The 23,077-nt window shown below is 71.5% G+C and carries 19 protein-coding genes; 8 read left to right on the top strand and 11 right to left on the bottom strand.

Features of this window, described 5'->3' with window-relative positions; translation table 11 throughout:
- Positions 1–80: 80 nt before the first annotated feature.
- From FDO65_RS15070 to FDO65_RS15060, 3 genes are all read right to left on the bottom strand, one after another.
- The gene (locus FDO65_RS15070; RefSeq protein WP_137450484.1) at positions 81–1,208 is read right to left on the bottom strand and encodes a BMP family lipoprotein; all 1,128 of its coding nucleotides are present in this window, start codon (positions 1,206–1,208) and stop codon (positions 81–83) included.
- A 284-nt stretch (positions 1,209–1,492) separates the two neighbouring features.
- A complete protein-coding gene (locus FDO65_RS15065; RefSeq protein ID WP_137450483.1) occupies positions 1,493–2,512 on the bottom strand; it encodes a fibronectin type III domain-containing protein in 1,020 nt (339 codons plus the stop codon).
- Positions 2,509–3,546 (bottom strand): fibronectin type III domain-containing protein, encoded by a 1,038-nt coding sequence (locus FDO65_RS15060; protein WP_166442204.1) that lies wholly within the window; start codon positions 3,544–3,546, stop codon positions 2,509–2,511. Before FDO65_RS15060 ends, FDO65_RS15065 begins: the two co-directional genes overlap by 4 nt.
- A gap of 481 nt (positions 3,547–4,027) precedes the next feature.
- Here FDO65_RS15060 and sdhC point away from each other — a divergent pair, with 481 nt between their 5' ends.
- Genes sdhC through FDO65_RS15040 form a run of 4 tightly spaced genes read left to right on the top strand, consistent with a single transcriptional unit; the run spans position 4,028 to position 7,445 of the window.
- A complete protein-coding gene (sdhC, locus tag FDO65_RS15055; RefSeq protein ID WP_137450481.1) occupies positions 4,028–4,456 on the top strand; it encodes a succinate dehydrogenase, cytochrome b556 subunit in 429 nt (142 codons plus the stop codon).
- Complete coding sequence (locus FDO65_RS15050; RefSeq protein WP_137450480.1) at positions 4,456–4,887, top strand: succinate dehydrogenase/fumarate reductase transmembrane subunit; 432 nt, start codon at positions 4,456–4,458, stop codon at positions 4,885–4,887. The genes sdhC and FDO65_RS15050 overlap by 1 nt, the downstream gene beginning before the upstream one ends.
- A gap of 15 nt (positions 4,888–4,902) precedes the next feature.
- Entirely contained in the window at positions 4,903–6,654 is a 1,752-nt protein-coding gene (gene sdhA, locus FDO65_RS15045; protein ID WP_137450479.1) for a succinate dehydrogenase flavoprotein subunit, read from the top strand.
- The gene (locus FDO65_RS15040; protein ID WP_137450478.1) at positions 6,654–7,445 is read left to right on the top strand and encodes a succinate dehydrogenase iron-sulfur subunit; all 792 of its coding nucleotides are present in this window, start codon (positions 6,654–6,656) and stop codon (positions 7,443–7,445) included. The genes sdhA and FDO65_RS15040 overlap by 1 nt, the downstream gene beginning before the upstream one ends.
- A 78-nt stretch (positions 7,446–7,523) precedes the next feature.
- Here the strand turns inward: FDO65_RS15040 and FDO65_RS15035 are convergent, their stop codons facing one another.
- The 3 genes from FDO65_RS15035 to FDO65_RS15025 all read right to left on the bottom strand — a co-directional run bounded on the left by FDO65_RS15035 (position 7,524) and on the right by FDO65_RS15025 (position 10,381).
- Positions 7,524–7,835 (bottom strand): hypothetical protein, encoded by a 312-nt coding sequence (locus tag FDO65_RS15035; RefSeq protein WP_137450477.1) that lies wholly within the window; start codon positions 7,833–7,835, stop codon positions 7,524–7,526.
- A 34-nt stretch (positions 7,836–7,869) separates the two neighbouring features.
- On the bottom strand, positions 7,870–9,273 hold the full coding sequence (locus tag FDO65_RS15030; protein WP_137450476.1) for a trypsin-like serine peptidase: 1,404 nt from the start codon (positions 9,271–9,273) through the stop codon (positions 7,870–7,872).
- A gap of 397 nt (positions 9,274–9,670) precedes the next feature.
- On the bottom strand, positions 9,671–10,381 hold the full coding sequence (locus FDO65_RS15025; RefSeq protein WP_137450475.1) for a LuxR C-terminal-related transcriptional regulator: 711 nt from the start codon (positions 10,379–10,381) through the stop codon (positions 9,671–9,673).
- A gap of 337 nt (positions 10,382–10,718) precedes the next feature.
- Here FDO65_RS15025 and trxA point away from each other — a divergent pair, with 337 nt between their 5' ends.
- The 4 genes from trxA (at position 10,719) to FDO65_RS15005 (ending at position 17,421) form a co-directional block, all read left to right on the top strand.
- Positions 10,719–11,099, top strand: a complete 381-nt coding sequence (trxA, locus tag FDO65_RS15020) for a thioredoxin (RefSeq protein ID WP_137450474.1) — start codon at positions 10,719–10,721, stop codon at positions 11,097–11,099.
- A gap of 82 nt (positions 11,100–11,181) precedes the next feature.
- Positions 11,182–12,066 carry a GNAT family N-acetyltransferase gene (locus tag FDO65_RS15015; RefSeq protein ID WP_137450473.1) on the top strand — a complete coding sequence of 295 codons (885 nt, stop codon included), beginning with the start codon at positions 11,182–11,184 and terminating at the stop codon, positions 12,064–12,066.
- 103 nt (positions 12,067–12,169) lie between these two features.
- Positions 12,170–15,700, top strand: coding sequence for an ABC transporter ATP-binding protein/permease (locus FDO65_RS15010; RefSeq protein ID WP_137450472.1), 3,531 nt, complete (start codon positions 12,170–12,172; stop codon positions 15,698–15,700).
- 137 nt (positions 15,701–15,837) lie between these two features.
- Positions 15,838–17,421: a D-alanyl-D-alanine carboxypeptidase family protein gene (locus tag FDO65_RS15005; RefSeq protein WP_205850053.1), complete on the top strand. Its 1,584-nt coding sequence runs from the start codon at positions 15,838–15,840 to the stop codon at positions 17,419–17,421.
- 24 nt (positions 17,422–17,445) lie between these two features.
- Here the strand turns inward: FDO65_RS15005 and FDO65_RS15000 are convergent, their stop codons facing one another.
- The 5 genes from FDO65_RS15000 to FDO65_RS14980 form a co-directional block, all read right to left on the bottom strand.
- Positions 17,446–18,612, bottom strand: coding sequence for a YhjD/YihY/BrkB family envelope integrity protein (locus tag FDO65_RS15000; protein ID WP_137450470.1), 1,167 nt, complete (start codon positions 18,610–18,612; stop codon positions 17,446–17,448).
- Between the two features lie 81 nt (positions 18,613–18,693).
- On the bottom strand, positions 18,694–19,701 hold the full coding sequence (trpS, locus tag FDO65_RS14995) for a tryptophan--tRNA ligase (RefSeq protein ID WP_137450469.1): 1,008 nt from the start codon (positions 19,699–19,701) through the stop codon (positions 18,694–18,696).
- A 36-nt stretch (positions 19,702–19,737) separates the two neighbouring features.
- Complete coding sequence (locus FDO65_RS14990; RefSeq protein ID WP_205850052.1) at positions 19,738–20,766, bottom strand: PDR/VanB family oxidoreductase; 1,029 nt, start codon at positions 20,764–20,766, stop codon at positions 19,738–19,740.
- Positions 20,763–21,989, bottom strand: coding sequence for an aromatic ring-hydroxylating oxygenase subunit alpha (locus tag FDO65_RS14985; RefSeq protein ID WP_137450467.1), 1,227 nt, complete (start codon positions 21,987–21,989; stop codon positions 20,763–20,765). Before FDO65_RS14985 ends, FDO65_RS14990 begins: the two co-directional genes overlap by 4 nt.
- Positions 21,986–22,954, bottom strand: a complete 969-nt coding sequence (locus FDO65_RS14980; RefSeq protein ID WP_137450466.1) for a sugar phosphate isomerase/epimerase family protein — start codon at positions 22,952–22,954, stop codon at positions 21,986–21,988. The genes FDO65_RS14985 and FDO65_RS14980 overlap by 4 nt, the downstream gene beginning before the upstream one ends.
- Positions 22,955–23,077: the final 123 nt, after the last annotated feature.

The following is a 23,077-nucleotide window of genomic DNA, read 5'->3' as shown; positions in this document are numbered from 1 at the left end:
GGACAGTGATCCTGGAACAGACCAGCGGCCCCGGCGAACACTCCGCCGGGGCCGCTGGCACCATCACAGCACGGGGACCGTCAGCCCACCGTGGAGGGCACGGTCACCTCGCCGGAGATGATCTTCTGCTTGGCCGCGTCGATGTCGGCGACGTAGTCGGTGATGAACCCGCCGGACGTCGAGTAGCCGACACCGTCGTTCTTCAGGTCGTAGACCTTGACCCCCGTCAGCGGGGCACCGTTGGTGCCGCTGCGGATGAAGTCACCGACCGCGACGTCGACGTTCTTGAGCATCGAGGTGAGGATCGAGTCCTTCACGTCGGCCAGCGCGGAGATGTTGTACTGGTCGGAGTCGACGCCGATGCCCCACTTGCCGGCGGCCTTGGCGGCCTTGAAGACACCGGCGCCGGAGCCGCCCGCGGCGGCAAAGATGACGTCGTTGCCGTCGTTGTACATACCGGTGGCGATGGTCTCGCCCTTGCCCGGGTCGTTGAAGCCGCTGAAGTCCGGGGGCTCGCTGATGTAGCGGCTGGTGACGGTGGCGTTCGGGTTGGTGGCCTTCACCCCCGCCTCGAAGCCGGCCTGGAACTTCTGGATCAGCGGGGTGTTGACGCCGCCGATGAAGCCGACCTTGCCGGTGGTGGACTTCTTGGCCGCGGCCACGCCGACCAGGTAGGAGCCCTGCTCCTCGGCGAAGGTCAGCGACGCGACGTTCGGCTCGCTGGCCAGGGAGGCGTCGTCGACGATCGCGAAGTTGACGTCCGGGTTGGCCTTGGCGACCTCACCGAGCGGGCCGGCGTAGGCGAACCCGACGGCGACGATCTCGGTGGCGCCGTCGTCGACGAGCTGGTTGAGGCGGTCGACCTTGGCCGAATCGGGCTCGCTGGCCCCGGCGGTCAGCTCGCCGACGATCTCGATCCCGTTGGCCTTCGCCTCGTCGAGGGCCTTGGCGGCCAGGTCGTTGAACGACTGGTCACCCCGGCCGCCGATGTCGTAGGCCAGGCCCACCTTGACGGCGGTGGAGCCGACGCCACCCCCGGAGGTGGTGGCCGAGCCGGACGCGCCGCTCGAGCTGGCGGCGGAGGTCGTCCCTCCCCCGGCCGTGGTGGTGCCGCTGGACGAGGTGCTGCTGGGCGAGGAACAGGCGGCGACCGCGAGAACGGTGGCTGCCAGTCCGGCCAGCAGCGAGAAACTGCGAGCTCGACGCACGATGGGGTCTCCTCTGCCGGTACTGAACAAGCGGTAGGCCGGCCGGGACCGCGACGGTGCGAGGCACCCCGGCGCCGCCCGGACGTTACCCGGCGGTAGGGAACCGGGCCACGTCCGGCCGTCGGCCGTGATGGCATCGTGACCGAAGGAATCACGCAGTGAGGGTGCCGTGACGCCGGGTCTTCCGTTCGATGACCCCCTGCACCGCAAACCGGACCAACCCGCACGCGCCCGGCCGCCCCGGCCCGATGGGCCGGGGCGGTCGGGTTGCGGGGGTCCCTGGGTCAGAGGGTGACGGTCACCGCGTCGCCGCGCTTGTCGTTGGGCGAATAGTTCAACCAGGCGTCGATCGTGAAGGTGTAGGTCGAGCCGCGCTGGAGCCTGGTGAAGGTGAAGGACCGGGAAATGACCGGCACGGTCGACGACCAGGTCCCGGTTCCATTGGCGTCGGTCCCGTCCCGACCGACGCGGACCCGGTCGGGCGTATGGGCGTGATTGCCGTAGTAGAGGAAATCCCAGGTGACGGTCACGGTCCCGGCCGCCGGGTCAGAAGTGACGGCGGTGATCGTCGGCTTGTGCACGTAGTCGGGGATCGTGTTCGGGGCCAACGTGGACGCAGCCGGGCCGGCACCGACGGCATTGATCGCCTCCACGGTGAACGTGTAGCTCGTCCACCCCAACTTCGTCATGGTGAAGGACCGGACGCCTGGCCCCACGACCGTCGACCAGGGCCCGGTGCCGTCCGTGTCGTAGCCGGCCCGGCTCACCCGGTAGCCGGTGATGTCACTGCCACCAGTGCTGGCCGGCGGTTGCCAGGTCACGGTCGCCGTGTGGGTCTGGTCCGGCTGGGGGTACGCCACGATGTAGTCGGGAACGACCGGCGCGCCGGGGACCGTCGCCACCGTGACCTTGACCGTCGCGACCGGCCCCAGTCCGGCGGCCCGCTTCGCCCGGACCGACAGCGTGTAGGTGCGGCCGGGGACCAGCAGCGTGAAGCTCTGGCTGCGGGCCGAGGCCGCCACGGTGGTCGACCAGGCACCGGTGCCGTTGCTGTCGGTGCCGTCACGGCCGACGACGTATCCGGTGATGGCCGACCCACCGGTGGAGGCCGGGGGCGACCACTTCAGGACGGCGGATCCGGCTCCGGTCGTCGACGCGGAGACCGACGTCGGCCCGGTCGGGGCGGTCGCCGCCGCCGCGACGCCACCACCGGCGATGCCCAGGACCAGGGTCAGCACGGCAACCAGGGTGACGCGGAGCGGATGGCCCCCAGCGCGGGCGATCGACAGCGTCGGGGTGCTCACAGCTGCACCGTCACCGTCTGGGTCAGCGAGGTGGGACCGGACGGTTTGCCGGTCAGCCACAACAGATACGGGGTGATGGACAGCCGGTAGGTGTTGCCCGCCTTGAGCTGGGTGAACGTGAAGCTTCGAACGGTCGCGCCGACCGTGGTGGACCAGACGCCGGTGCTGCTGCGGTCGACGCCGTCCCGGCCGACCAGGAAGCCGTCCGGGGTCTGCCAGTGGTTTCCCGTCGGGTCGACGCGCCAGGTGATGGTGGCGGTCCCGGCGGCCCTGTTCGTGGTCACCGTGTAGCCGGCGACCTGACCCATGAAGATCTGCGGCGTGCCGGTGTACACCGGAGCCTTACTGGCCGGACCGGTCCCCGCGGTGGTGATGGCCTGCACGGTGGCCGTGTACGAGGTCGGGCCGAGCTTGGTGAAGGTGAACGACCGGATGTTCGCCGGCACGGTGGTCGACCAGGCACCGCTGCCGTCCGTGTCGTAGCCGTCCCGGGCGACCCGGTAGCCGGTGATGGTGGCGCCGTTGGTCGTCCACGGCGGGGACCAGGTGATCGTGGCCGAGCCGGTGTTGGCCGCCGGACCGGTGAAGGGCACTCCCGGGGGCGGAACCGTGGTGTAGACGGTGGCGGCCGGGCTCGTGCCGGCCGCGGTGCGGGCGGTCACGGTGAAGCCGTACCACTGGTCGGGCAACAGCAGCGTGAACGTCTGGCTACGGGCCGAGGCCGGAACCACGGTGGACCATCCGTAGGTCCCGTTCGCGTCGGTGCCGTCTCGGCTGACCTCGTAGCCGGTGATCGTCGACCCGCCGTTGTTCGCCGGGGGCGACCACTTCAGGGTCACGGTGCCCTTGGCGGTCACCGTGGCGGTGAGGGCCGTGGGAACGGTGGGAGCGGTCGCGGCCGCGGCCGCGGCGATCCCGCCGCCCAGCAGCAGCGAGCCGAACAGCGCCAGCACGAGCAGGGCGGACCAGCCGGCCCTGCCCCGCCTGGGCCTCGGACTCAGTGGTCGGTCGACGGTGTCAGCGACACGGGACATGACGGGACCTCTTCCCCCAGCGTGGCCCCACCCGGAGGCGCACGAAACCCGCCGGGCCGCGACGTGGGCACCGACAGTGACGGTCCGATCCGGGCAGGTCGTCGACAACCGGATGGAACGGCCAGGGAAGAATGGCAGTCGGGGCATCGGCTCACAATGCGTCGAACGGAATGCACCCTTTCGGGCCATCGGTCGATTCCGCAGGTGATCATTCGGGTGATGCTCGACAACCGAGAACCGGCAGACAGCGCGGTCCGGGGAGTCGCCTGCGAGGGCCCGGGATCCCCCGGCGGTCGACAGACGAAGCGCCTTCGGATGCGACTGGAATGTCACACCCAGGAAAGTCGCAGAGCCGTCGGGCCCGGAGCTAGCATCGGCGGAAGATCGCGCACGCCCGGGAACGCCGACCCGGAACGTTGTCGCTGGTCGCGTGCCTTACAGCTGTGTGTCCCGCCGTCGACGCCGGAGGTCGAAAACGATCATGTCCAGTCCGAGTCCCACCGCCGGCGCCGTGGTCGTCGCCCGACCGCGCCGCGGGTCGGTCTACTGGGGTGACGCCGGGATGTGGTCCTGGGTTGCCCACCGCATCACGGGTGTCCTGACCTTCTTCTTCCTCTTCGCGCACGTACTCGACACCGCGCTCGTGCGGGTCTCCCCCGAGAGCTACAACGCGATCATCGAGACCTACAAGAACCCGGTCGTCAACCTGCTCGAGGTCGGCCTGGTCGCCGCCGTGCTCTACCACGCCCTCAACGGCGTCCGGCTGATCCTGGTCGACTTCTGGAGCAAGGGCGTCAAGTACCAGCGCCCGATGCTGTGGATCATCCTCGCCGTCTGGTTCGTCCTGATGATCCCGGGCGTGTACTTCATGCTGCAGCGGACCGTCAGCGACATGTTCGGAGCCTCCTGATGACCGCCGCGTACGACCCGCCCGCCACGCGGGGCATCGAGGCGCCGCGGGCGCCCAAGCGCCGGGTGGCCGGCCGCAAGTCGAACTTCGAGATGTACTCGTGGCTGTTCATGCGACTGTCCGGCATCGTGCTGGTGGTCCTGGTCCTCGGCCACCTGCTGATCATGAACATCCTCGACGGCGGGGTGCACCGCATCAACTGGGGCTTCGTCGCCGGTCGCTGGGCCAGCCCGTACTGGCAGGTCTGGGACCTCGTCATGCTGTGGCTCGCCGAACTGCACGGTGCCAACGGCCTGCGGGTCGTCATCAACGACTACGCCCGCAAGGACAGCACCCGTTTCTGGCTCCAGCTGATGCTGGCCGCCTCGGTCGTCCTCATCCTCGGTGTGGGCACGCTGGTGATCTTCACCTTCGACCCCAACATGAGCTGACAGGAGCGCTGAACCATGCAGTACCACCGCTATGACGTGGTCATCGTCGGCGCCGGCGGCGCCGGGATGCGCGCGGCCATCGAGTCCGGCCAGCGCACCCGCACCGCCGTCCTGACCAAGCTCTACCCCACCCGGTCACACACCGGCGCGGCCCAGGGCGGCATGTGCGCCGCGCTGGCCAACGTCGAGGACGACAACTGGGAATGGCACACCTTCGACACGGTCAAGGGTGGCGACTACCTGGTCGACCAGGACGCCGCCGAGATCATGTGCAAGGAGGCCATCGACGCGGTCCTGGACCTCGAGAAGATGGGGCTGCCGTTCAACCGGACCCCCGAGGGCCGGATCGACCAGCGCCGCTTCGGCGGGCACACCCGCAACCACGGCGAAGCGGCCGTCCGCCGGGCCTGTTACGCCGCGGACCGCACGGGCCACATGATCCTGCAGACGCTGTACCAGAACTGCGTGAAGCTCGGGATCGAGTTCTTCAACGAGTTCTACGTCCTCGATCTGATGATGAGCAAGACCGACGAGGGCGAGGTCTGCTCCGGGGTCATCGCCTTCGAGCTGGCCACCGGCGAGATCCACGTCTTCCAGGCCAAGTCGGTCGTACTGGCCACCGGTGGCGCCGGAAAGATCTTCAAGACCACCTCCAACGCGCACACCCTGACCGGCGACGGTCTGGGCATCGTGCTGCGCAAGGGGCTGCCGCTGGAGGACATGGAGTTCTTCCAGTTCCACCCGACCGGCCTGGCCGGGCTCGGCATCCTCATCTCCGAGGCGGTGCGCGGCGAGGGCGGCATCCTGCGCAACGCCGAGGGCGAGCGCTTCATGGAGCGTTACGCGCCGACCATCAAGGACCTCGCCCCCCGCGACATCGTGGCCCGGTCGATGGTGCTGGAGGTCCGCGAAGGCCGCGGGGCCGGCCCGAACAAGGACTACGTCCTGCTCGACGTCACCCACCTCGGCGCGGAGGTCCTGGAGACCAAGCTCCCGGACATCACCGAGTTCTCCCGCACCTACCTCGGGGTCGAGCCGACCACCGAGCCCGTGCCGGTGTTCCCGACCTGCCACTACGTCATGGGTGGCATCCCGACGAACATCAACACCGAGGTGCTGTCCAACAACACCGACGTCGTCCCGGGCCTGTACGCGGCCGGCGAGTGCGCCTGCGTGTCCGTGCACGGCTCGAACCGGCTCGGCACCAACTCGCTGCTCGACATCAACGTCTTCGGGCGTCGGGCCGGTATCGCCGCGGCCGAGTACGCGCTCACCGCCGAGTACCCGATGCTGCCGGAGGACCCGGCCCAGACGGTCATCGACATGGTCGAGGGCATCCGCACCTCCACCGGGCGCGAGCGGGTCGCGGACATCCGCACCGAGCTGCAGAACTCGATGGACGTCAACGCGGCCGTCTACCGCACCGAGGCCACGCTGAAGCAGGCGCTGGACGACGTGCGGCTGCTCAAGGAGCGGTACTCCCGGATCTCCGTCCAGGACAAGGGGCAGCGGTTCAACACCGACCTGCTCGAGGCCGTCGAGCTGGGCTTCCTGCTCGACCTGGCCGAGGTCCTGGTCGTCGGCGCCCTCACCCGGACGGAGTCCCGCGGCGGCCACGCCCGCGAGGACTACCCCGACCGTGACGACGCCAACTGGATGCGGCACACCATGGCCTACAAGCAGGGCAAGGAGCTGACCGCCGACATCCGCCTGGACTACAAGCCGGTTGTGCAGACCCGTTACCAGCCGATGGAGCGCAAGTACTGATGACTCTCACTGTCGACGAAGCGACCGGTCCCGCCGATTCCGGCGGGCCCGGGGAGCTGCCGCCCATCCCCGATGGCGCGATCATGCTCACCGTCAAGATCCAGCGCTTCAACCCGGAGCTGGACGACGCCCCGCACATGGAGTCCTACCGGGTGCCGGCGCTGCCCGGTGACCGGCTGCTCAACACGCTGCACTACATCAAGTGGTACATCGACGGGACGCTGACCTTCCGGCGGTCGTGCGCGCACGGCGTCTGCGGTTCGGACGCCATGCGGATCAACGGCCGCAACCGGCTGGGCTGCAAGGTCCTGGTCAAGGACCTCATCGGGGACAAGAAGAACGAGGTCACCGTCGAGCCGATCAAGGGCCTTCCGCTGCTGAAGGACCTGGTCGTCGACATGGAGCCGTTCTTCGACGCCTACCGTGCGGTGAAGCCGTTCCTCATCACCGAGGGCAACCTGCCGACCCGCGAGTACATCCAGTCCCCCACCGACCGCGCGCGGTTCGACGACACCACCAAGTGCATCCTGTGCGCGGCGTGCACCACGTCGTGCCCGGTGTACTGGTCGGAGGACGCGTACGTCGGTCCCGCGGCCATCGTCAACGCGCACCGGTTCATCTTCGACTCCCGGGACGACGGTGGACAGGAGCGGCTGGAGATCCTTTCCGATGCCGAGGGTGTGTGGCGCTGCCGCACCACCTTCAACTGCACCGAGGCCTGCCCGCGCGGCATCCAGGTGACCAAGGCGATCCAGGAAGTCAAGCGCGCCTTGATGTTCCGTCGCATCTGACACCGCACCCTCACCGCACCGACACGAAGCCGGCTCCCCGCAGGGAGCCGGCTTCGCGCGTTCCGGTCGCCGTCCGGGTCACCACTGGACCGTGATGTCGACCTCCTCCACGACCCAGAGCTGGATCGGTGGTTCACCGGTCAGCTCGATGGTGACCTCGCTGAGCGAGTCGTCGAACACGTCCACGTCACTCCGGCCCACCCCGCCGTCCGGTCCGGTCGCCGCCAGCCGCCAGCGCCCCGCCGCCAGACCGTCCAGGGCGAACCATCCGTCCCGGTCGGTCAGCGGCGCGAGGTCGACGTGCTCACCGGGGCCGGTCACCACCGTCACGGTGGCGTCGGTGACGGCCTGACCGTCCCGGACGACGTAACCACAGACGTTGCCGCTCATCGCTTCGCCTCCCACCGCCGTCGGTACGAGCCGGCTACAGCTTGCTCCAGGCGATGAGCCGTTGCGCCACCGGCGCGGTGATCCGGGTGGCCGAGTTGCCGCTGCCGGACCCGTAGTTGTGGATCCCGACGACGGTGCGGTTGCCGTTGCGGTTGATGTAGACCGGTGCCCCACTCTGGCCGCCGACGGTGTCGATGTCGTAGCCCAGCGTCGCCGGGGCGACGGTCTTGATCTTCCGGGCCATTCCCCACAGCTGGGCGAACGGCTTGTCGCCGGGGTAACCGGCGAGGACGGCCGGCTTGGCCACCAATTCCTGGGCGGTCAGCGCCCCCACGCCGAAACTGCCCAGGTTCTGCCCGTTGAAGGCCCCGGGAGCCACCACGACGCAGCCGTAGTCGCTGGCCGGCTTGCGCTGGTTGACCCAGCCCCCGACCGACCGCAGCTGGACGGACTCGGCCGATCCGAAGGGCCGGTCGGAATCGTTGGCGCCCGGGATGACCTCGACCTTGCGCGCCCACCCGCCCTGGCCGTGCAGGTAGACGCAGTGGCCGGCCGTCGCGACGGCCCGAGGGCCGATGAAGAAGCCCGTGCCCCGGTACACCGCCCCGGTCGGGAAGGTGATGCGCAGCGCGCAGATCCGCCGCCACGGGATCTTGCGGGTGTCGGTGATGCGCACCCGGTCGTCGGTCCCGATGATCGTCTCCAGCACGGCCGCGGCCTCGGCGATGACGGCCTGCGCCTCGGGGGTGGCCGCCGCCGACTCGGCACCGCTCTCGCCGCGGGCCTGGGCCATCCGCAGCAGTTGGGCGATCTGGGCGAGCAGCGCACCCTGGCTGCCCGGCCGGACCCGGCCGGCCGTCGCGGCGGTCACCGGCGGGGCCAGCTTCCTGACCACCGCGCGGGCCCGGGGCGAGAGGGCGCCCTGAATGCCCTTGGCCACCACCGGGCCGACGCTGGAGATCAGCGTGGGCACCAGGGCCGCGAGAATGGGGAGGAACTCGGCGGTCTCGCCCAACTCCTGGGCGCCGGCCTCGGCCAGACCGGTCTCCTGCGCCGAGAACTCCGACGCCAACGTGGTCGACTCGACGAAACCCTCGATGCCGCGCAGGTCGGAGACGGCGCTCTCCTCGCCCGCCTCCGCGCTGAGCTGCCCCTCGGTCGCGGTCACCACCGACGTTTCGGCATCGGGCGACACCTCCACGTCACCCGACGCTTCGCCGGTGTCGCTTTCCCCGCGGACCTCGTCACCGGCGACCTCCGCGCTCGTCACCACCCCGGACTCGGCCGGCGCCGGCACCGGCGCCGAGACCGCAGTCGTCGGCCCGGCAGCGCCGTAGGCCGAACCCGATGTCGCACCGCCGTCCTCGTCGAGTCCGCCCGTGCCCTCGCCGTTCCAGGTCGCCGGCGTCGCCGACGACCGCACATCCACTTCGGTCATGATGTCCACTCCCACCCGTTGGTTTCCTGCTTTTCGTACTGCCGCGTTGATCTCCGTACGCCCCGACCATTCCTCCCCGACCATTCCTCTCCGGCCTGGCGTGGACCGGGGGCGGCCGAATGCGCTGGGGCCGTTGCTGTTTGCCGACAACGGCGAGAACGATCTTCCGCACGCCTCCCCCTTCCTTTTCCGGCCGCCTCCGTCCGGCCGAGCCGGAAAAGATGCCGTGGTGAATGAGGAAAAAGGTTAGGGAAATGACGACGACGGCGGATCGACCCGTGGATCCATCAACGATCCATCGACGGTCGCGGTATCGGGATGGATCCAAAGGACCACCTGGACCGGCCGCCGGCATCCCGGTCCCCCGCCGATCGACGGGCGGCGCCGAAGCCGCGGTTCAGGAGATGACGAGACTGAGCGTCCGACGGTCGCGGAGCGCGCGCAGGCGTGCGGCCGCCTCGCCCCGCCGGCTCACCTGCATCTTGTCCAACAGGTGATGGACGTGGTTCTTGACCGTGCGCACCTCGATGCACAGCTCACGGGCGATCTGCTGATTGGACCAGCCCCGTTCCAGCAGCTCGAGCACTTCCCGCTCCCGAGGAGTGATGTGTCGCAAGGGGTCCGGCTCAGCGCGACCACGAGTCGTGGCACCGCCACCCAGGCGCCGGAGCAGGACCCCACCGAGCCCGGGGGAACACGCCGTCTGGCCGGCGAGCACCCGTTGCACCACGGCTCGCAGCTCCTCCAGGTCGCCGGACCGTTGCAGCATGCCGTCGACCCCCAGCTCGACACAGGCCAGCACGGACGTCTCGGTCTCCTCCACGGAGAACGCCACCGTCGGGCCCGCCCAGCCGGCCGCGGCCAGCCGTCGCGTCCACTCCCCCGCTGCGCCGTCGTTCGACGGCGCAAACATGACGACGTGCGGACGGAGGTCGGCGATCCGGCCCATTCCCTCGGCGCTGCTGATACCGATCGCCGTCTCGACCCACGGGCACTGGTTCAACAGCAGGGTGAGTGCGTCACAGAGAAGGCGGCAGTCGTCGACGACCGCGACGATGCACCGGTTCGCCGGCTGATCCTCGGCCGCGATCGGCAGCGTCGTCGTCATGCCGTCCCTCCTCGTCGCATCGGCCCGGTCAGGTCTTCTCGTCGCCCCCCGGCACGCGTCGACCCGTCCCACAGGACACCGCGCCTCGCCCGGTGATGCCGTCCCGCGGTGATTGCCGACGCCGAAGCACGACCGCCGGCCGAGCACCCCGATGGTCCTCCCGGGCGGCCGTCCGGTGTCCCGCCGACCGAATGAACGGCGGTCGCCCCGATCGACCGGGGACGCCACACCTCCGGGTCCGACCGGGCAGGAACGCCACGGGAATGTCCGTCGGCCGGGCACCGTTGTGCCCGGAAGACAGAGACGTGATGAGACGTGAACCCGAGGGGACTTTTCCATGGCGACGGTCGACCTGACCCAGCAGAGCTTCGAATCCACCGTGACCGGCGAGGGCATCGTCCTGGTCGACTTCTGGGCCGCGTGGTGCGGGCCGTGCCGGCAGTTCGCCCCGGTGTTCGAGGCCGCGTCCGACAAGCACCCCGACATCACCTTCGGCAAGATCGACACCGAGGCCGAGCAGGCCCTGGCCGCCGCCGCGAACATCCGCTCGATTCCCACGCTGATGGCCTTCCGCGACGGCATCATGGTGTTCTCCCAGCCGGGCGCGCTGCCCGCGTCCTCGCTGGAGCAGCTCATCACCGCGGTCGAGGACCTGGACATGGACGACGTGCGGGCCAAGGTCGCGGCGCAGCAGAACGGTGCCCCGCAGCAGGCCTGATCCTGCTCCCGACGGGCCGGCCGGTGGAGGACACGACCTCCGCCGACCGGCCCGTCGGCGTCCGTGGGTCGAGAATGTCCCGGTGAGCCCCCGCCCCGACCCCGCGCACCGCGTGTCGGAGACGAGCGACGCGGCCGAGTTCCTGCGCTCCGCCGCCCCGCTCCTGGCGGCCCACCCGTACCCGGCGAACGTGCTGGCCACGGTGGCCGGGACCCGCGCGACGCAAGCGGCGGGGACCGGCGACGCCCGCTGGTGGACCGTCCGGGACGCCACCGGCGCCGTGGTCGGTGCCGCCGGGCAGACCGGTGCCCGTCAGGTGCTGCTCTCCCCCATGCCCCCCGCGGCCGCGGCCGCCCTCGCCGCCGCCATCGACTCGTCCGCCCGGCGGCGCGTGCACGGACCGCCGGACGTGGCAGCCGCGTACGCCGCCGCGATCCCAGGGATCCGTCCGCGGACGGTGCGGGTGGAGATCGTCCGCGTGCTGGACGAACTCCGCCGGCCCGCCGTGCCCGGGTCGGCGCGCCGCGAGACGAACGCCGACCTGCCGGTACTCGTCGACTGGATGGCGGCATCGGCCGACGAGATGGGCACGGCCGGCCCGGGCGCCGGTCGCGCGGAAGCCGCGGCCGGGGTCGAGCAGCGCCGGGCGCGCACCGGGTTCCTGCTCTGGACGGTGGACGGTCGTCCCCGGTCGGTGGCCGGCTGGGCGCGGAGCGGGGCCGTCGCCCGCATCGGCCCCGTCTACACGCCTCCGGCCGAGCGGCGTCACGGCTACGGCAGCGCGGTCACCGCGGCCCTGGCCGACGACCTGCGCACCGATGGGGCCACGGTGATGCTGCTGGCCGACGAGGCCAACGCCACCAGCAACCACATCTACGCCGAGCTGGGCTTCGCCGCGGTGGACCGGCTGGCGCTGCTCGACCTGGTCGACACTTCGGGCGTATCCGGTCACCCGGGGACGGACTGACCACCCGGACGGGTAATTGATTCGACGGGCCCACCCGTGCCGTCGAGGATGGGGACGCCGCCCGGCAGTATGCCGGCGGCTGTTCGCGCCCGAAGGAAGTCGCATGCGTCTGCTCCACGACCTGTGGGCCACCTCGGCCCGCCGGACCGGTCTCATCGGCCTGCTGGTGCTCGTCGGGGCCGCCGGTCAGGCCGCCGCGCTCGCCCTGGCCGGCCCGGTGCTGGTCGACCGTTCGGCGCCGCTGTTCGCCGTGCTGGCCGCGGCACTGGTCGCGGCCGTCCTGACCGAGGTGGCGATCGGGCTGCTCGCGGCCCGGTTGACCGCCGACTGGGCCGCCCGGGTCCGGCGCGGACTGAACCGGGTCGCCTTCGGGCAGGGGCTGCCGGCGCTGGAGACCACCCCGGTCGGCGAGCTGCTCGACCGCATCGACAGCGACGTCTACCAGGTCGGATCGGAGCTGCGCGGCAGTGGCGTCCGCATCGCCCAGTCCCTGGCCGTCGCCGTCTTCAGCGTGCTCACCGCGTTCCTCGTGTGGTGGCCGGCGGGTCTGGGCATGGTCGCGGTCTGCGTCCTGCTGGGCGTCACCATGAAGGACCCGGTCCGCCGGATCGGCCCGGCCCGGATCGCCGAGGAGGAGGCCTGGTCGGATCTGGCCGCCGTGATGGAGGAGTCCGTCCACGGTCAGGACGACGTCCGCACCAGCCTCGCCGCGCCCTACGTCCGGCGCTTGTTCGCTGTCCGGGCCGCCGAGGTGCTGCGCCGTGGCCGCATCGTCTGGCGCCGTTCGGCCCGAGTCACCCTGGGCGCCGGCGCGATCACCCGCACGCTCATCGTGCTGGTCGTCCTGGTCGGGGCGTGGGCGCTGACCACCGGGGCCGTCGACGGCGCCCGGCTGACCGCGATCTGGCTCCTCGCACTGGGCTTCGGCGGCACCCTCGAGCAGGTCACCCGCATGGTCCCCGAGGTGCAGAACGCCCTCGGCGCCTGGGCCCGGGTGCAACTGCTGCGGGACGTGGCGCAGGAGCCGACGGCCGGGGTGTCACCCCGGGACGGCGACGTCACCCTCACCGACCTGACGTTCCGGTACGCCGAGTCCGACACGACCCGCCCGCCGGCGCTGAACGGCGTCACCCTGACCTTCCGCCCGGGCCGGTCGTACGCGCTCATCGGCCGCACCGGGTCGGGTAAGTCGACGCTGGCCAAGGTGCTGACCCGGGCGGTCGAAGTGCCGCGCGGCAGGGTGCGGCTGGCCGGCACCGACATCGACGACATCGCCGTCGAGGAACTGCGGCGGTTCATCGCGATCGTCCCGCAACGCACCGAGATCCTGGCCGGCACACTGGCCGAGAACATCGCCCTGTTCGACTCGGAGCTGCTACCGGGGGTCGACGCGGCCATCGCCGAGCTGGGGCTGACCGGTTGGGTGGCCGGGCTGCCCGAGGGCGTGCACACGAGGTTGGGCGAGGGCGGCTACACCCTGTCCGCCGGGCAGGAGCAGCTCGTCGCCTTCGCCCGCATCCTGGTCCGCGACCCGCACATCGTGATCCTCGACGAGGCCACCGCCCGGCTCGATCCGGTGACCGAGGGGTGGGTGCAGCGGGCCACCGACCGGTTGCTGGCGGGGCGGATCGGCATCATCGTCGCCCACCGGCTCAGCAGTGTGCGGCGGTGCGACGAGGTCGTCGTGATGGCGGACGGGGCGGTGCTGGAGGCCGGCCCGCTGCAGGAGTCGCGGCGCTTCGCCGAGCTGGTGGCCAGCGGGGTCCGGTCCACCGGATCCGGGTCCGGCGCACTTCTCACGGTTCCGCCCGGCCCCTCCGACCATGCTGACGACCGGTGGTCCACCGAGGAGGACACCACTGCCCCTGCGGCCCCGGCTCCGGCCCGTCCGGACCCGACCGACAGCGTCGTCGGCACCGCGCCGGCGATGGCCGACCCACCGCCGTTGCCGCCGACTCCCCCGGCCCGCACCATGCGGGAGATCGCGCGGCTGGCCGTCAACGATCCGAGGTTCGGGCTGGCCGCGGTCGGCCTGTTCGCCGTGATGACCCTCTTCGGGCTGGACGGCGCGGTGCTCCCGGTGCTGTGGACGGCGGTCGTCGACGGGGTCGGCGACCCGTGGCTGCCGGCGCTCGGCATCGCCGCCGCGCTGATCGTGACCATCCCGGCGCTGTACTACACGGGCGCCTGGTTCCCGGAGTGGTGGGTCCGGCAGATGCTGCGGATCAGCCTGCGGCTCGTGCACGGCCAGATCGGCCCGCGGCGGGTCAGCAAGCACACCCCGGCCGAGGTGGTCGCCCAGGGCGGCGACACCGAGCGGGTCGTCATGCTGGCCGACAACCTGGTCGACATCGGCATCAGCGTCGTCCTCATCGTGGCGATGACCCTCACGTCCGGCTCGTTCGTCCCGGCGGCGTTCTTCCTCGGCACCCTGCTGGTGTCGGGGCTGGCGGCGACCCTGTTCGGCCCCCGGCTGGAACGGGCGGCCGCCCGGACGGTGGCCGCGCGGGCCGCGTTCGCCACCGCCCTGGTGTCGTCGTTGTCGGCCGCCCGCACGGTGAAGCTGGCCGGGGCGACCGGTCCCGTGCTGCACCACCTGGCCGAGCTCGACGCCGTGCGCAGCGACCACCAGCGCCGGGAGATCGCCATCCAGGTGTGGGCCCGGTCGACACCGTCGGTGGCCAGCGGCCTGCTGCCCATCGGGGCCTGGGCGCTGTACCTGGGCGGCGGGTTGTCCGCGGCGGCGACCCTGGTCGCGGTGTCGGTGCTCGGCGCGGCCCGCTGGTTCGCGTGGACGGCGGCCTCCCTGGTGTCGCACTTCCCGTCGGCCCGGGTGTGGACCCGGCGGACCGCGGCGATGGCCGGCACGGCCGCGTACTCGGCGGCGGTGCCCGGCGTCGACCTGTCCGCCGGGACGGCGCCGGCCCCGGAGGTGACCCCGCGGGAGCCGTTGCGGCGGCTGGAACTGTCCGGCTTCTCCGCGGTCCACGAGAACGGGACCGTCGGTGCCGCGGACGTCGACCTCACGGTGGAGCGCGGCGAGCTGGTGCTGGTGACCGGTCCGGTCGGGTCGGGCAAGTCGTCACTGCTGCGCGCCCTGGCCGGGATCGTGCACCACACCGGCTCACTGCGCTGGAACGGCCGCCCGGTCGACGAGCCGGAAGCGTTCCTGCGCCCGAACCAGGTCGGGTACGTCGCCCAGCTGCCCCGGGTGCTGTCCGGCACGGTGGCCGACAACATCGCCCTCGGCCACACCGTCAACACCACCGACGCCGTCTCCACCGCCCAGCTCGATCACGACCTGGCCGCGGCGGGTGGCGGGTTGCACCTGGTCATCGGGCACAAGGGCACCCGCCTGTCGGGCGGGCAGTTGCAACGCCTGGCGCTGGCCCGCGCGCTGGCGCCACGCACCGAACTGCTCATCGCCGACGACGTGTCGTCCGCACTGGACGTGACCACCGAGCTGGCGTTGTGGCGGGCGTTGCGCGAACGCGGGGTGACGGTGGTCGGCTCGACGTCCAAGCGGGCCGCCCTGGTGCAGGCCGACCGGGTGGTGGTGCTGCTCGGTGGTCGGGTCGCCGCGGAGGGATCGTGGGCCGAACTGGAGCCCCGGTGGGCCCACCTGGCGGGCTGAGTCCCGTCGGTCCCCGGCGGTGCCCGGCCACCACCGCGCACCGCCGGTTCAACGCCTGACCGGGTGCGCTCCGCTACGGTGAGCGACGGACGAGCGGGGGGGAACCAGTGGTGGTAGCGAGCAGGCGTCGTCGGCGGGTGGCCGCGCACGGAGTGCGCGTCGTCGCGGTGATCGGCACGGCGGTGAGCCTGGCAGTGGGTCCGGCTCTGCTCGGTGCGCCGATCGCCGGGGCCGCTCCGAACACCGACCCGTTCTCGCCACCGTCGGTCACCGTGCAGACGCCGTCCACCGACGGCTGCCCGCAGCAGCAGAAGCCGCCGCCGGCCGTCGACACCTCCGAGGACTCACCGCCCGGCCAGACCGCCCCGGAGCCGCTCCCGGTGCCGGCCCAGCCGGTCGGCGGCGGTCAGCTCGGCAGCTGCGGTTTCGCGCTCCCACCGGACGCCCCGCCCCTGCCGTCGGACATCTCGGCCGGGGCCTGGCTGATCGCCGACCTGGACACCGGTGAGGTCCTGGCCGCCAAGGACCCGCACGGGCGCTACCGGCCGGCCAGCACCCTCAAACTGCTGACCGCCCAGGTGATGCTGAAGAACCTGGCGAACCTGGACCAGGTCGTCGAGGGGACCCAGGCCGACACCGCCCAGGACGGCACCCGGGTGGGGATCGAGGCGGGCGGCAAGTACACCGTCCGGGACCTCATCTCCTACCTCGTGATGATCTCCGGCAACGACGCGGCCAACGCTCTGGCCCGCACCAACGGCGGCTACGACAAGACCATCGCCGACATGAACGCCACGGCCAGGGCTCTCGGTGCGCTCGACACCCGGGCGGCCACGCCTTCCGGGCTGGACGGCCCCGGTCAGTCGACGTCCGCGTACGACCTCGCCCTGTTCGCCCGGGCCGACATGAACACCCCGCCGTTCCCGGAGCTCATCTCCCGGCCGGACATCCGGGTGCCGGGCGCCGACGGCGGCGAGGGCTACATCGCGGCCAACGATAACCAGATCCTCGCCCAGTACCCGGGCGGTCTCGGCGGCAAGACCGGGTTCACCGACGACGCCGGGAACACGTTCGTCGGGATGGCCGCCCAGAACGGCAGGCGCCTGGTCGTCACCATGATGAACGGCACCCAGCAGCCCCGCCGGCAGTGGATGCAGGCGGCGTCGCTGCTGGACTGGGGCTTCGCCCTGCCGGCCGGTACCCCGGGCGTGGGCGAGCTGGTGACCTCGCTGGCCGAGGCTACCGGCGGGGTGACCCCCACCCCGACCATCCCCGCGTCCGCCTCGGGGGCGACCGAGTCGTCCGCCGCCAGTTCCGCGGCCGAACCGACCCCGTCCCCGGCCGCCGCCCAACAGCCGACCACGACCGGACTGTCGACCTCGGTCCTCGTGCTGCTGCTGATCGCCGTGCTCGTGGTGGTGGTCGGGGTGCTCCTGCTGCTGCGCCGCCGGCACCTCAACCAGCGGGCCACCTTCGCCGGTGACGCCACCCCGGACGCCGCCGACGCGCACCTGGCCGAGGGCGGCGCGGCATCCACGCCGGTGACGACGGAGACTGGTACTCAGCCGACGGTCATCGTTCCGGCCGAGACCCCGCCGTCCGCCGACCCGGGCGACTCGGCCGACACCCCGCCGACCGCTCCCGGTTCCGTCGCGGAGCAGACCGGCCCGGACGACGATGGTCCGACCGGGCGCACCGACAAGCCCGACACCACGTCCTGACCGCCGGCCTGGACGCCGACGCGCTCAGCGACGGCCGAACAGCCGGGCCTTCCAGCCCACCACCGCCGCCGCCCCCGCCCCCAGACCGACCAGGGTGGCCGCGGTCGACGCGGACACCGGCTTGGCCACCGGCACCCCCGGCGGCAGGTCGTCGTTGAGATCGGTCCCGCGACCGAAGTACTCGAGACCCTCGATGTCGCCGGGGCCGTCGTCCTGGTTCTCGGCCTCCGGCGCGGTGGCGATCCACGCCGCGGTGAACAGCACCAGCTGGGCGACCAGGTTGAAGAAGAACAGCAGCACGATGACCGGCCCGAAGATGGCAGCAGCTTTGGAACCGCTGGCGATCGTCGGGAAGGCCGTGATGACGATGAACTTCATCAGCTCGAAGCCGACCGCGGCGATGATCGCCCCGCGGATGCGGTAGCGGCGGGCCACCCGCAGGGTGCGGCGCGGGATGATGGTGTAGACCCAGTAGAAGATGACCACGTCGGCGACCATCGCGATCAGGATGGTGGTCCCGGTGGTCACCGGGGCCAGCCAGGCGGCGTCGCCGAGCCCGAAGAGGTCGCGGATGATGTCCCGGCCCTGGGTGGCGATACCGCTGATACCGACCGACACCACGATGGCCACGGCCAGCCCGGCCAGCGCACCCAGGTCCTTGAGCAGGGTCGGCACGAAACCCTCGACGTGGCTCTGGTCGTCGAAGTCCTTGCGCAGCAGGGCCTGCAGGGCGTTGCGCAGGTTGGCCATCCAGCCGATCCCGGAGTACAGCGCGATCAGCAGACCGATGATGCCGACGCCGAGCGGGTTGGCCACCACGCTGTCGATGAGGCCGACGATCTGAGTGGTGAAGTCACTGGCCGGTAGTACTTCGGTGATCTGCTGCTCGACCTTCCGCAGCAGATCCGGATTGTTGCGCAGGACGATCCCGCCGACGGAGAACGCGACCATCAGGATCGGCACCAGCGACAGGAACGAGAAGTACGTCATCGCTCCCGCGAACTGGCTGCCCAGCCGCTCGTTGTAGCGGCCGATCGCCGCGATGATGTGCTTGATCCCCGGGCGGGAGGCGATGCGCTTGCCGGTCATCGCCGCCTTGCCGACCGCCGACGGATCCTCGGGAACCGGCCCCTTGTCGGGATCGGTCTGGTCGTCGCTCGACCGGACGGGCGCCGAGGTCGGAGTGGCCACTGGTGCCTCCGGAGGATCGGGGACCCGATGGACGGCGTCCCGCGCGGACGGACTGCTACGTGTTCGCCTGTACCACGATTGTCAGACCGACAAACCGACCTTGTCGTACACCTGGCGGACCGTCTCGTCGGCGACCTCGCGGGCGCGGACGGCACCGGCCAGCAGGATGCGGTCGAGTTCGACCGGGTCGGCCAGGTAGCCGGCCACAGTGGCCTGCAGCGGGGTGGCGAAGGCGGCGAACGCCTCGGCCAGTTCCTTCTTCAGGTCGCCGTACCCCCGACCCTCGAAACCGGCCTCCAGGGTGGGGATGTCGCTGCCGGTGAACACCGACAGCAGGGTCAGCAGGTTCGACACACCCGGCTTCTCGGCCTCGTCGAACCGGATCTCCCGGCCGGTGTCGGTGACCGCCGACTTGATCTTCTTGACCATGGCCGGCACCGGGGCCAGCAGGTCGAGCGCGCCGCCGGGCGACGACTTGCTCATCTTGGCGGTGGGTTCGGTGAGGTCGTAGATCTTGGCGGTGGACTTGAGGATGTACGGCTCGGGGACGCGCAGCGTGGGGCCGTAGCGACTGTTGAAGCGCTGGGCCAGGTTCCGGGTCAGCTCCAGGTGCTGCCGCTGGTCCTCGCCGACCGGGACGGCGTCGGCCTGGTAGGCCAGGATGTCGGCCGCCTGCAGGATCGGGTAGGTGAACAGACCCACACTGGACCGGTCCGCGCCGCCCTTGACGGACTTGTCCTTGAACTGGGTCATCCGGCCGGCCTCGCCGAAGCCGGTCAGGCACTCCATCACCCACGCGAGCTGGGTGTGGGCGGGGACCATCGACTGCACGAACAGGGTCGACCGCTCGGGGTCGATGCCCAGGGCCAGCAGCTGGGCGGCGGCCACCCGGGTCCGCCGGCGCAGCTGCGCCGGGTCCTGCTCGACGGTGATGGCGTGCAGATCGACCACCGAGTAGAAGGTCTCGTGCGTGTCCTGCAACTGCACCCACTGCCGGATCGCGCCCAGGTAGTTCCCGACGTGGAACGAGTCGGCGGTGGGCTGGATTCCGGACAGGACGCGCGGACGAGCGGCGGGCGCAGCAGACATGACGGCGATCTTGCCACCGTCAGCCGGACGCCTCGGTCACAGGTCCAACGTCAACCGGGGGGTGAGGGCTCGGGAGACGCAGGGGAAGAGCACGTCACCGGCCGCCTGCTCGGCCGGAGTCAGCACACTGTCCCGGTGCTCGGGCACCCCGGCCAGCACACCGGTCTCGCAGCTGCCGCAGGTGCCCTCGCGGCAGGACCACGGCACGTCCCGGCCGGCGGCCAGCAGGACGTCGAGCAAGGGCGTGGCGGCCGGGACCGGCAGGACCGGGCCGCCCTCGCCCAGCTCCACCTCGAAGTCGCCGGTGGCGTCCGGGGTGTCGGCGTCGGGCACGACCGGGCGCGGGCGGAAGCGCTCGCAGCGCAACCGGTCCGGCGGCACCAGCGCGGCGACGTCGGTCAGCATCCGCTCGGGCCCACAGCAGTAGACCAGCGCCTCCCCGGCCAGACCGGCCAGTGCGGCCGGGACGGCGGCGGTCAGATCCAGCCGGGCACCCTCCTGGGCCGGGAACACCTGCACCCGGTCGGGGTGACCGGCGAGCCGATCCCGGAACGGCATGGCCGCCAGTGACCGGCCGGCGTACAGCAGGCGCCAGGGGCGACCGGCGGCGACGACCTCCTCGATCATCGGCAGCAGCGGGGTGATGCCGATCCCGCCGGCGACGAACAGGTACGCGGGCGCCGGGTCGAGACCGAACAGCTGGCGGGGCCCGGTGACGGTGATCGACTGTCCCACCCGCAGCCGCTCGTGGACGTGCCGGGAACCACCCCGGCTGGCGGGGTCCAGGCGGACGGCCACGGTCCACTCGGCGAGGCCGGGACGGCCGCACAGCGAGTACGACCGCACCACGGCGTCGGCATCCGACCGGTCGTCCAGATGCAGGTCGACGTGCGCCCCGGGTCGCCACGGCGGCAGCGGCGACCCGCCCGGGTGGTCCAGGGTCACGGCCAGCACGTCGTCGGCCTCCCAGCGCAGGGCGCGGACCCGCAGCCGGGTCGGGTCGCCGGCCGGGCCGGCGGAGGTGCTGCCGGTGGTGGGAAGACGGTCGGTCACGGCAGCGGTCACCGGTAGCCGGCCTTGTCGGCGACCCGCTCCTGGAAGTACGCGGTGACCTGATCCCACTGCGGGACCAGGTAGGTGCGGTCGGCGGCCGGGGAGCGACGGCCGGTCTGCAACTTGTGCAGGATCGGCAGGTCCTGCTCGTTGACCTCGTACAGGACCTCGCAGAGCCGCTTGCGCGCCGGCCCGTAGTCCTCGCCGGCGGCAGCGCGGTCGACGAAGACCGCCATGTGCTCGACGGTGCGGTCCGGGGCGATCGGGTCGAAACCGATGACCTGGAACCAGTCGGCCTCCAGGAACAGCAGCGCGTTCGGGAAGACGCAGAAGATGTCCTGGCTCTCCAGCTTGGCCGCCGGCACGTCGCCGAGCCACGGCAGCTGCTGTTCGGTCTTGGCGGCCTTGCCGGCGGCGCCCCGCGGGTAGCAGCCGCCGACGATGTCCCGTTCCACGATGACGTCGTCGACGTCCAGCGAGGCGGCGACGCTGCCGACCTGCGGATGGATGAACGGCAGATGGTAGAAGTCCAGGAAGTTCTCGACGACCAGCTTCCAGTTGGCGTCGATGTCGAAGTCGCGCTCCTGGGCCAGGTGCAGTCGCTCGAAATCGATGTGGCCCCAGCGCTGCTGGAGCGGGGCCAGCAGTTCCCGCAGGCCGCTCTCCGGGTCGCCGTCGGCCGGGTCGGCGGCCAGGTTGACGAACACCATGCCGGCCCAGACCGCGCTGGCCACCGGAAGCAGTCCGAGCTGGTCACGGACGTCCTGGTCCGGGTGGGTGCGCCGCTCGCGCTTGAAGTAGGGCGCCACGGCGAGCGAGCCGTCGAGGTGGTACGACCAGCAGTGGTAGGCGCACTGGATGCGCTGGGTGACCTGGATCGGTTCCTCGGTCAACGCCATGCCGCGGTGCCGGCAGGCGTTGTGGAAGACCCGCAGCACGTGGTCGTCCCCGCGGACCAGCAGCAACGGGCTGCCGCCGACGGTCAGCGGGCGGACGTCCCCGGGTTGGGCCACCCAGTGGGCATAGCCCGCCCACACCCACCCGGAGGCGAAGACGGCGCGTTGCTCGTGGTCGAACTCGGCCTGGCCGGTGTAGGCACGGGCCGGGATGAGGGACCGTCCGATCGGACGGCCGTCGAGCGGGCCGGCGACGACCACATTGCCGGCCCCGGTGACCGTCTCGGCCGGCGGGGTGAAGGACGGTTGCACGGCGGACGGGCCGGTGCGCAGGGTCATGATGCGATCTCCACGGGAGCGGGGCGGCCGGCGGTGGCGGACAGCGGGTCGGCGGCCGGATGGGCGGCGGACGCGGCGAAGGCCTGCAGGGCCCAGTCGCGGAGGGTCAGTGCTTCGGCCCACCGGTCGGACAGCTGGTGGCCGTCGGGTCCGGTGATGGCGTACGGGGTGGTGCCGAGTTCGCAGCAGAAGATGACGTCGCCCGGTAGGTCCTCGCCCGCCGCCCGGCGCCGGCGGATGGCGGCGAAACCGCGGGTCCACCAGTCCCGGAAGCGGTCCACGGCGGCGGCGTGCACCGGGTAGTCGAGGGGCACCTGCACCTGACCGCGGGTGGCGATCCGCCCCTGCAGCGATCCGGCGCGATCCAGGATGCGGTCGACGAGGGCCTCGGTCTCCGGGTGGTGCCCGTCCGGCAGCTCGCAGCCGCAGACGTGGTGGGACAGGTCGACCGCGACGGTCACCGCCGGGTCGAGGGCGTCCAGCAGCCTCGCCGTGGCACGGATGTCGTTCGTCATGGTGTTGCGGTGCGTCTCCAGCTGCAGCCGCACCCCGGCGTCGGCGGCCCGGGTGAACCAGTCGTGCACGACGGCGGCCAGCCGGGCCGGGTCGGGGTCGAAGGCCTGTCCGCAGACCACCAGATCCCGGGCGCCGATGCTCGCGGCGTAGGTCAGCGCGTTCGCCAGGGAGGTCGACCCGGTCGGCGCGCCGTCGAGGAAGGCGAAGACCGCGGTCCGCAACCCGGCGTCCCGGGCCAACGGGCCGATCGCGTCGGCACGGGGCGCCTGGCGGGCCCCGAGATCCACGGCGAGACCGTCGAAGCCGGCCCCGGCGATCCGGTCGACCTGCTCCCCCAGCGACCACGGCTGGTCACCACGGTGCGGCAGATCCTCCATCGCCCACAGCGACTGGAAGGTCGACAGGGTCAGCGGCCCGTCGGTCCGGTCGACGGCGGGTACTGGTGTCATGAGGTCCCCGAGCGGTGGAAGAGCCCGTCCCGGGACGGGCCATGGGTCGACAGTGCGAACAGATCTATTGTCGAAATAACGATAGGCGAACTTTCTGGCGCTAGCGTAAGGGACTAGTCAGCC

Source organism: Nakamurella flava, assembly GCF_005298075.1.
Lineage (GTDB): Bacteria > Actinomycetota > Actinomycetes > Mycobacteriales > Nakamurellaceae > Nakamurella > Nakamurella flava.
The sequence above is the reverse complement of the archived record's forward strand: the minus strand, read 5'-3'. Positions and strand labels throughout refer to the sequence as shown.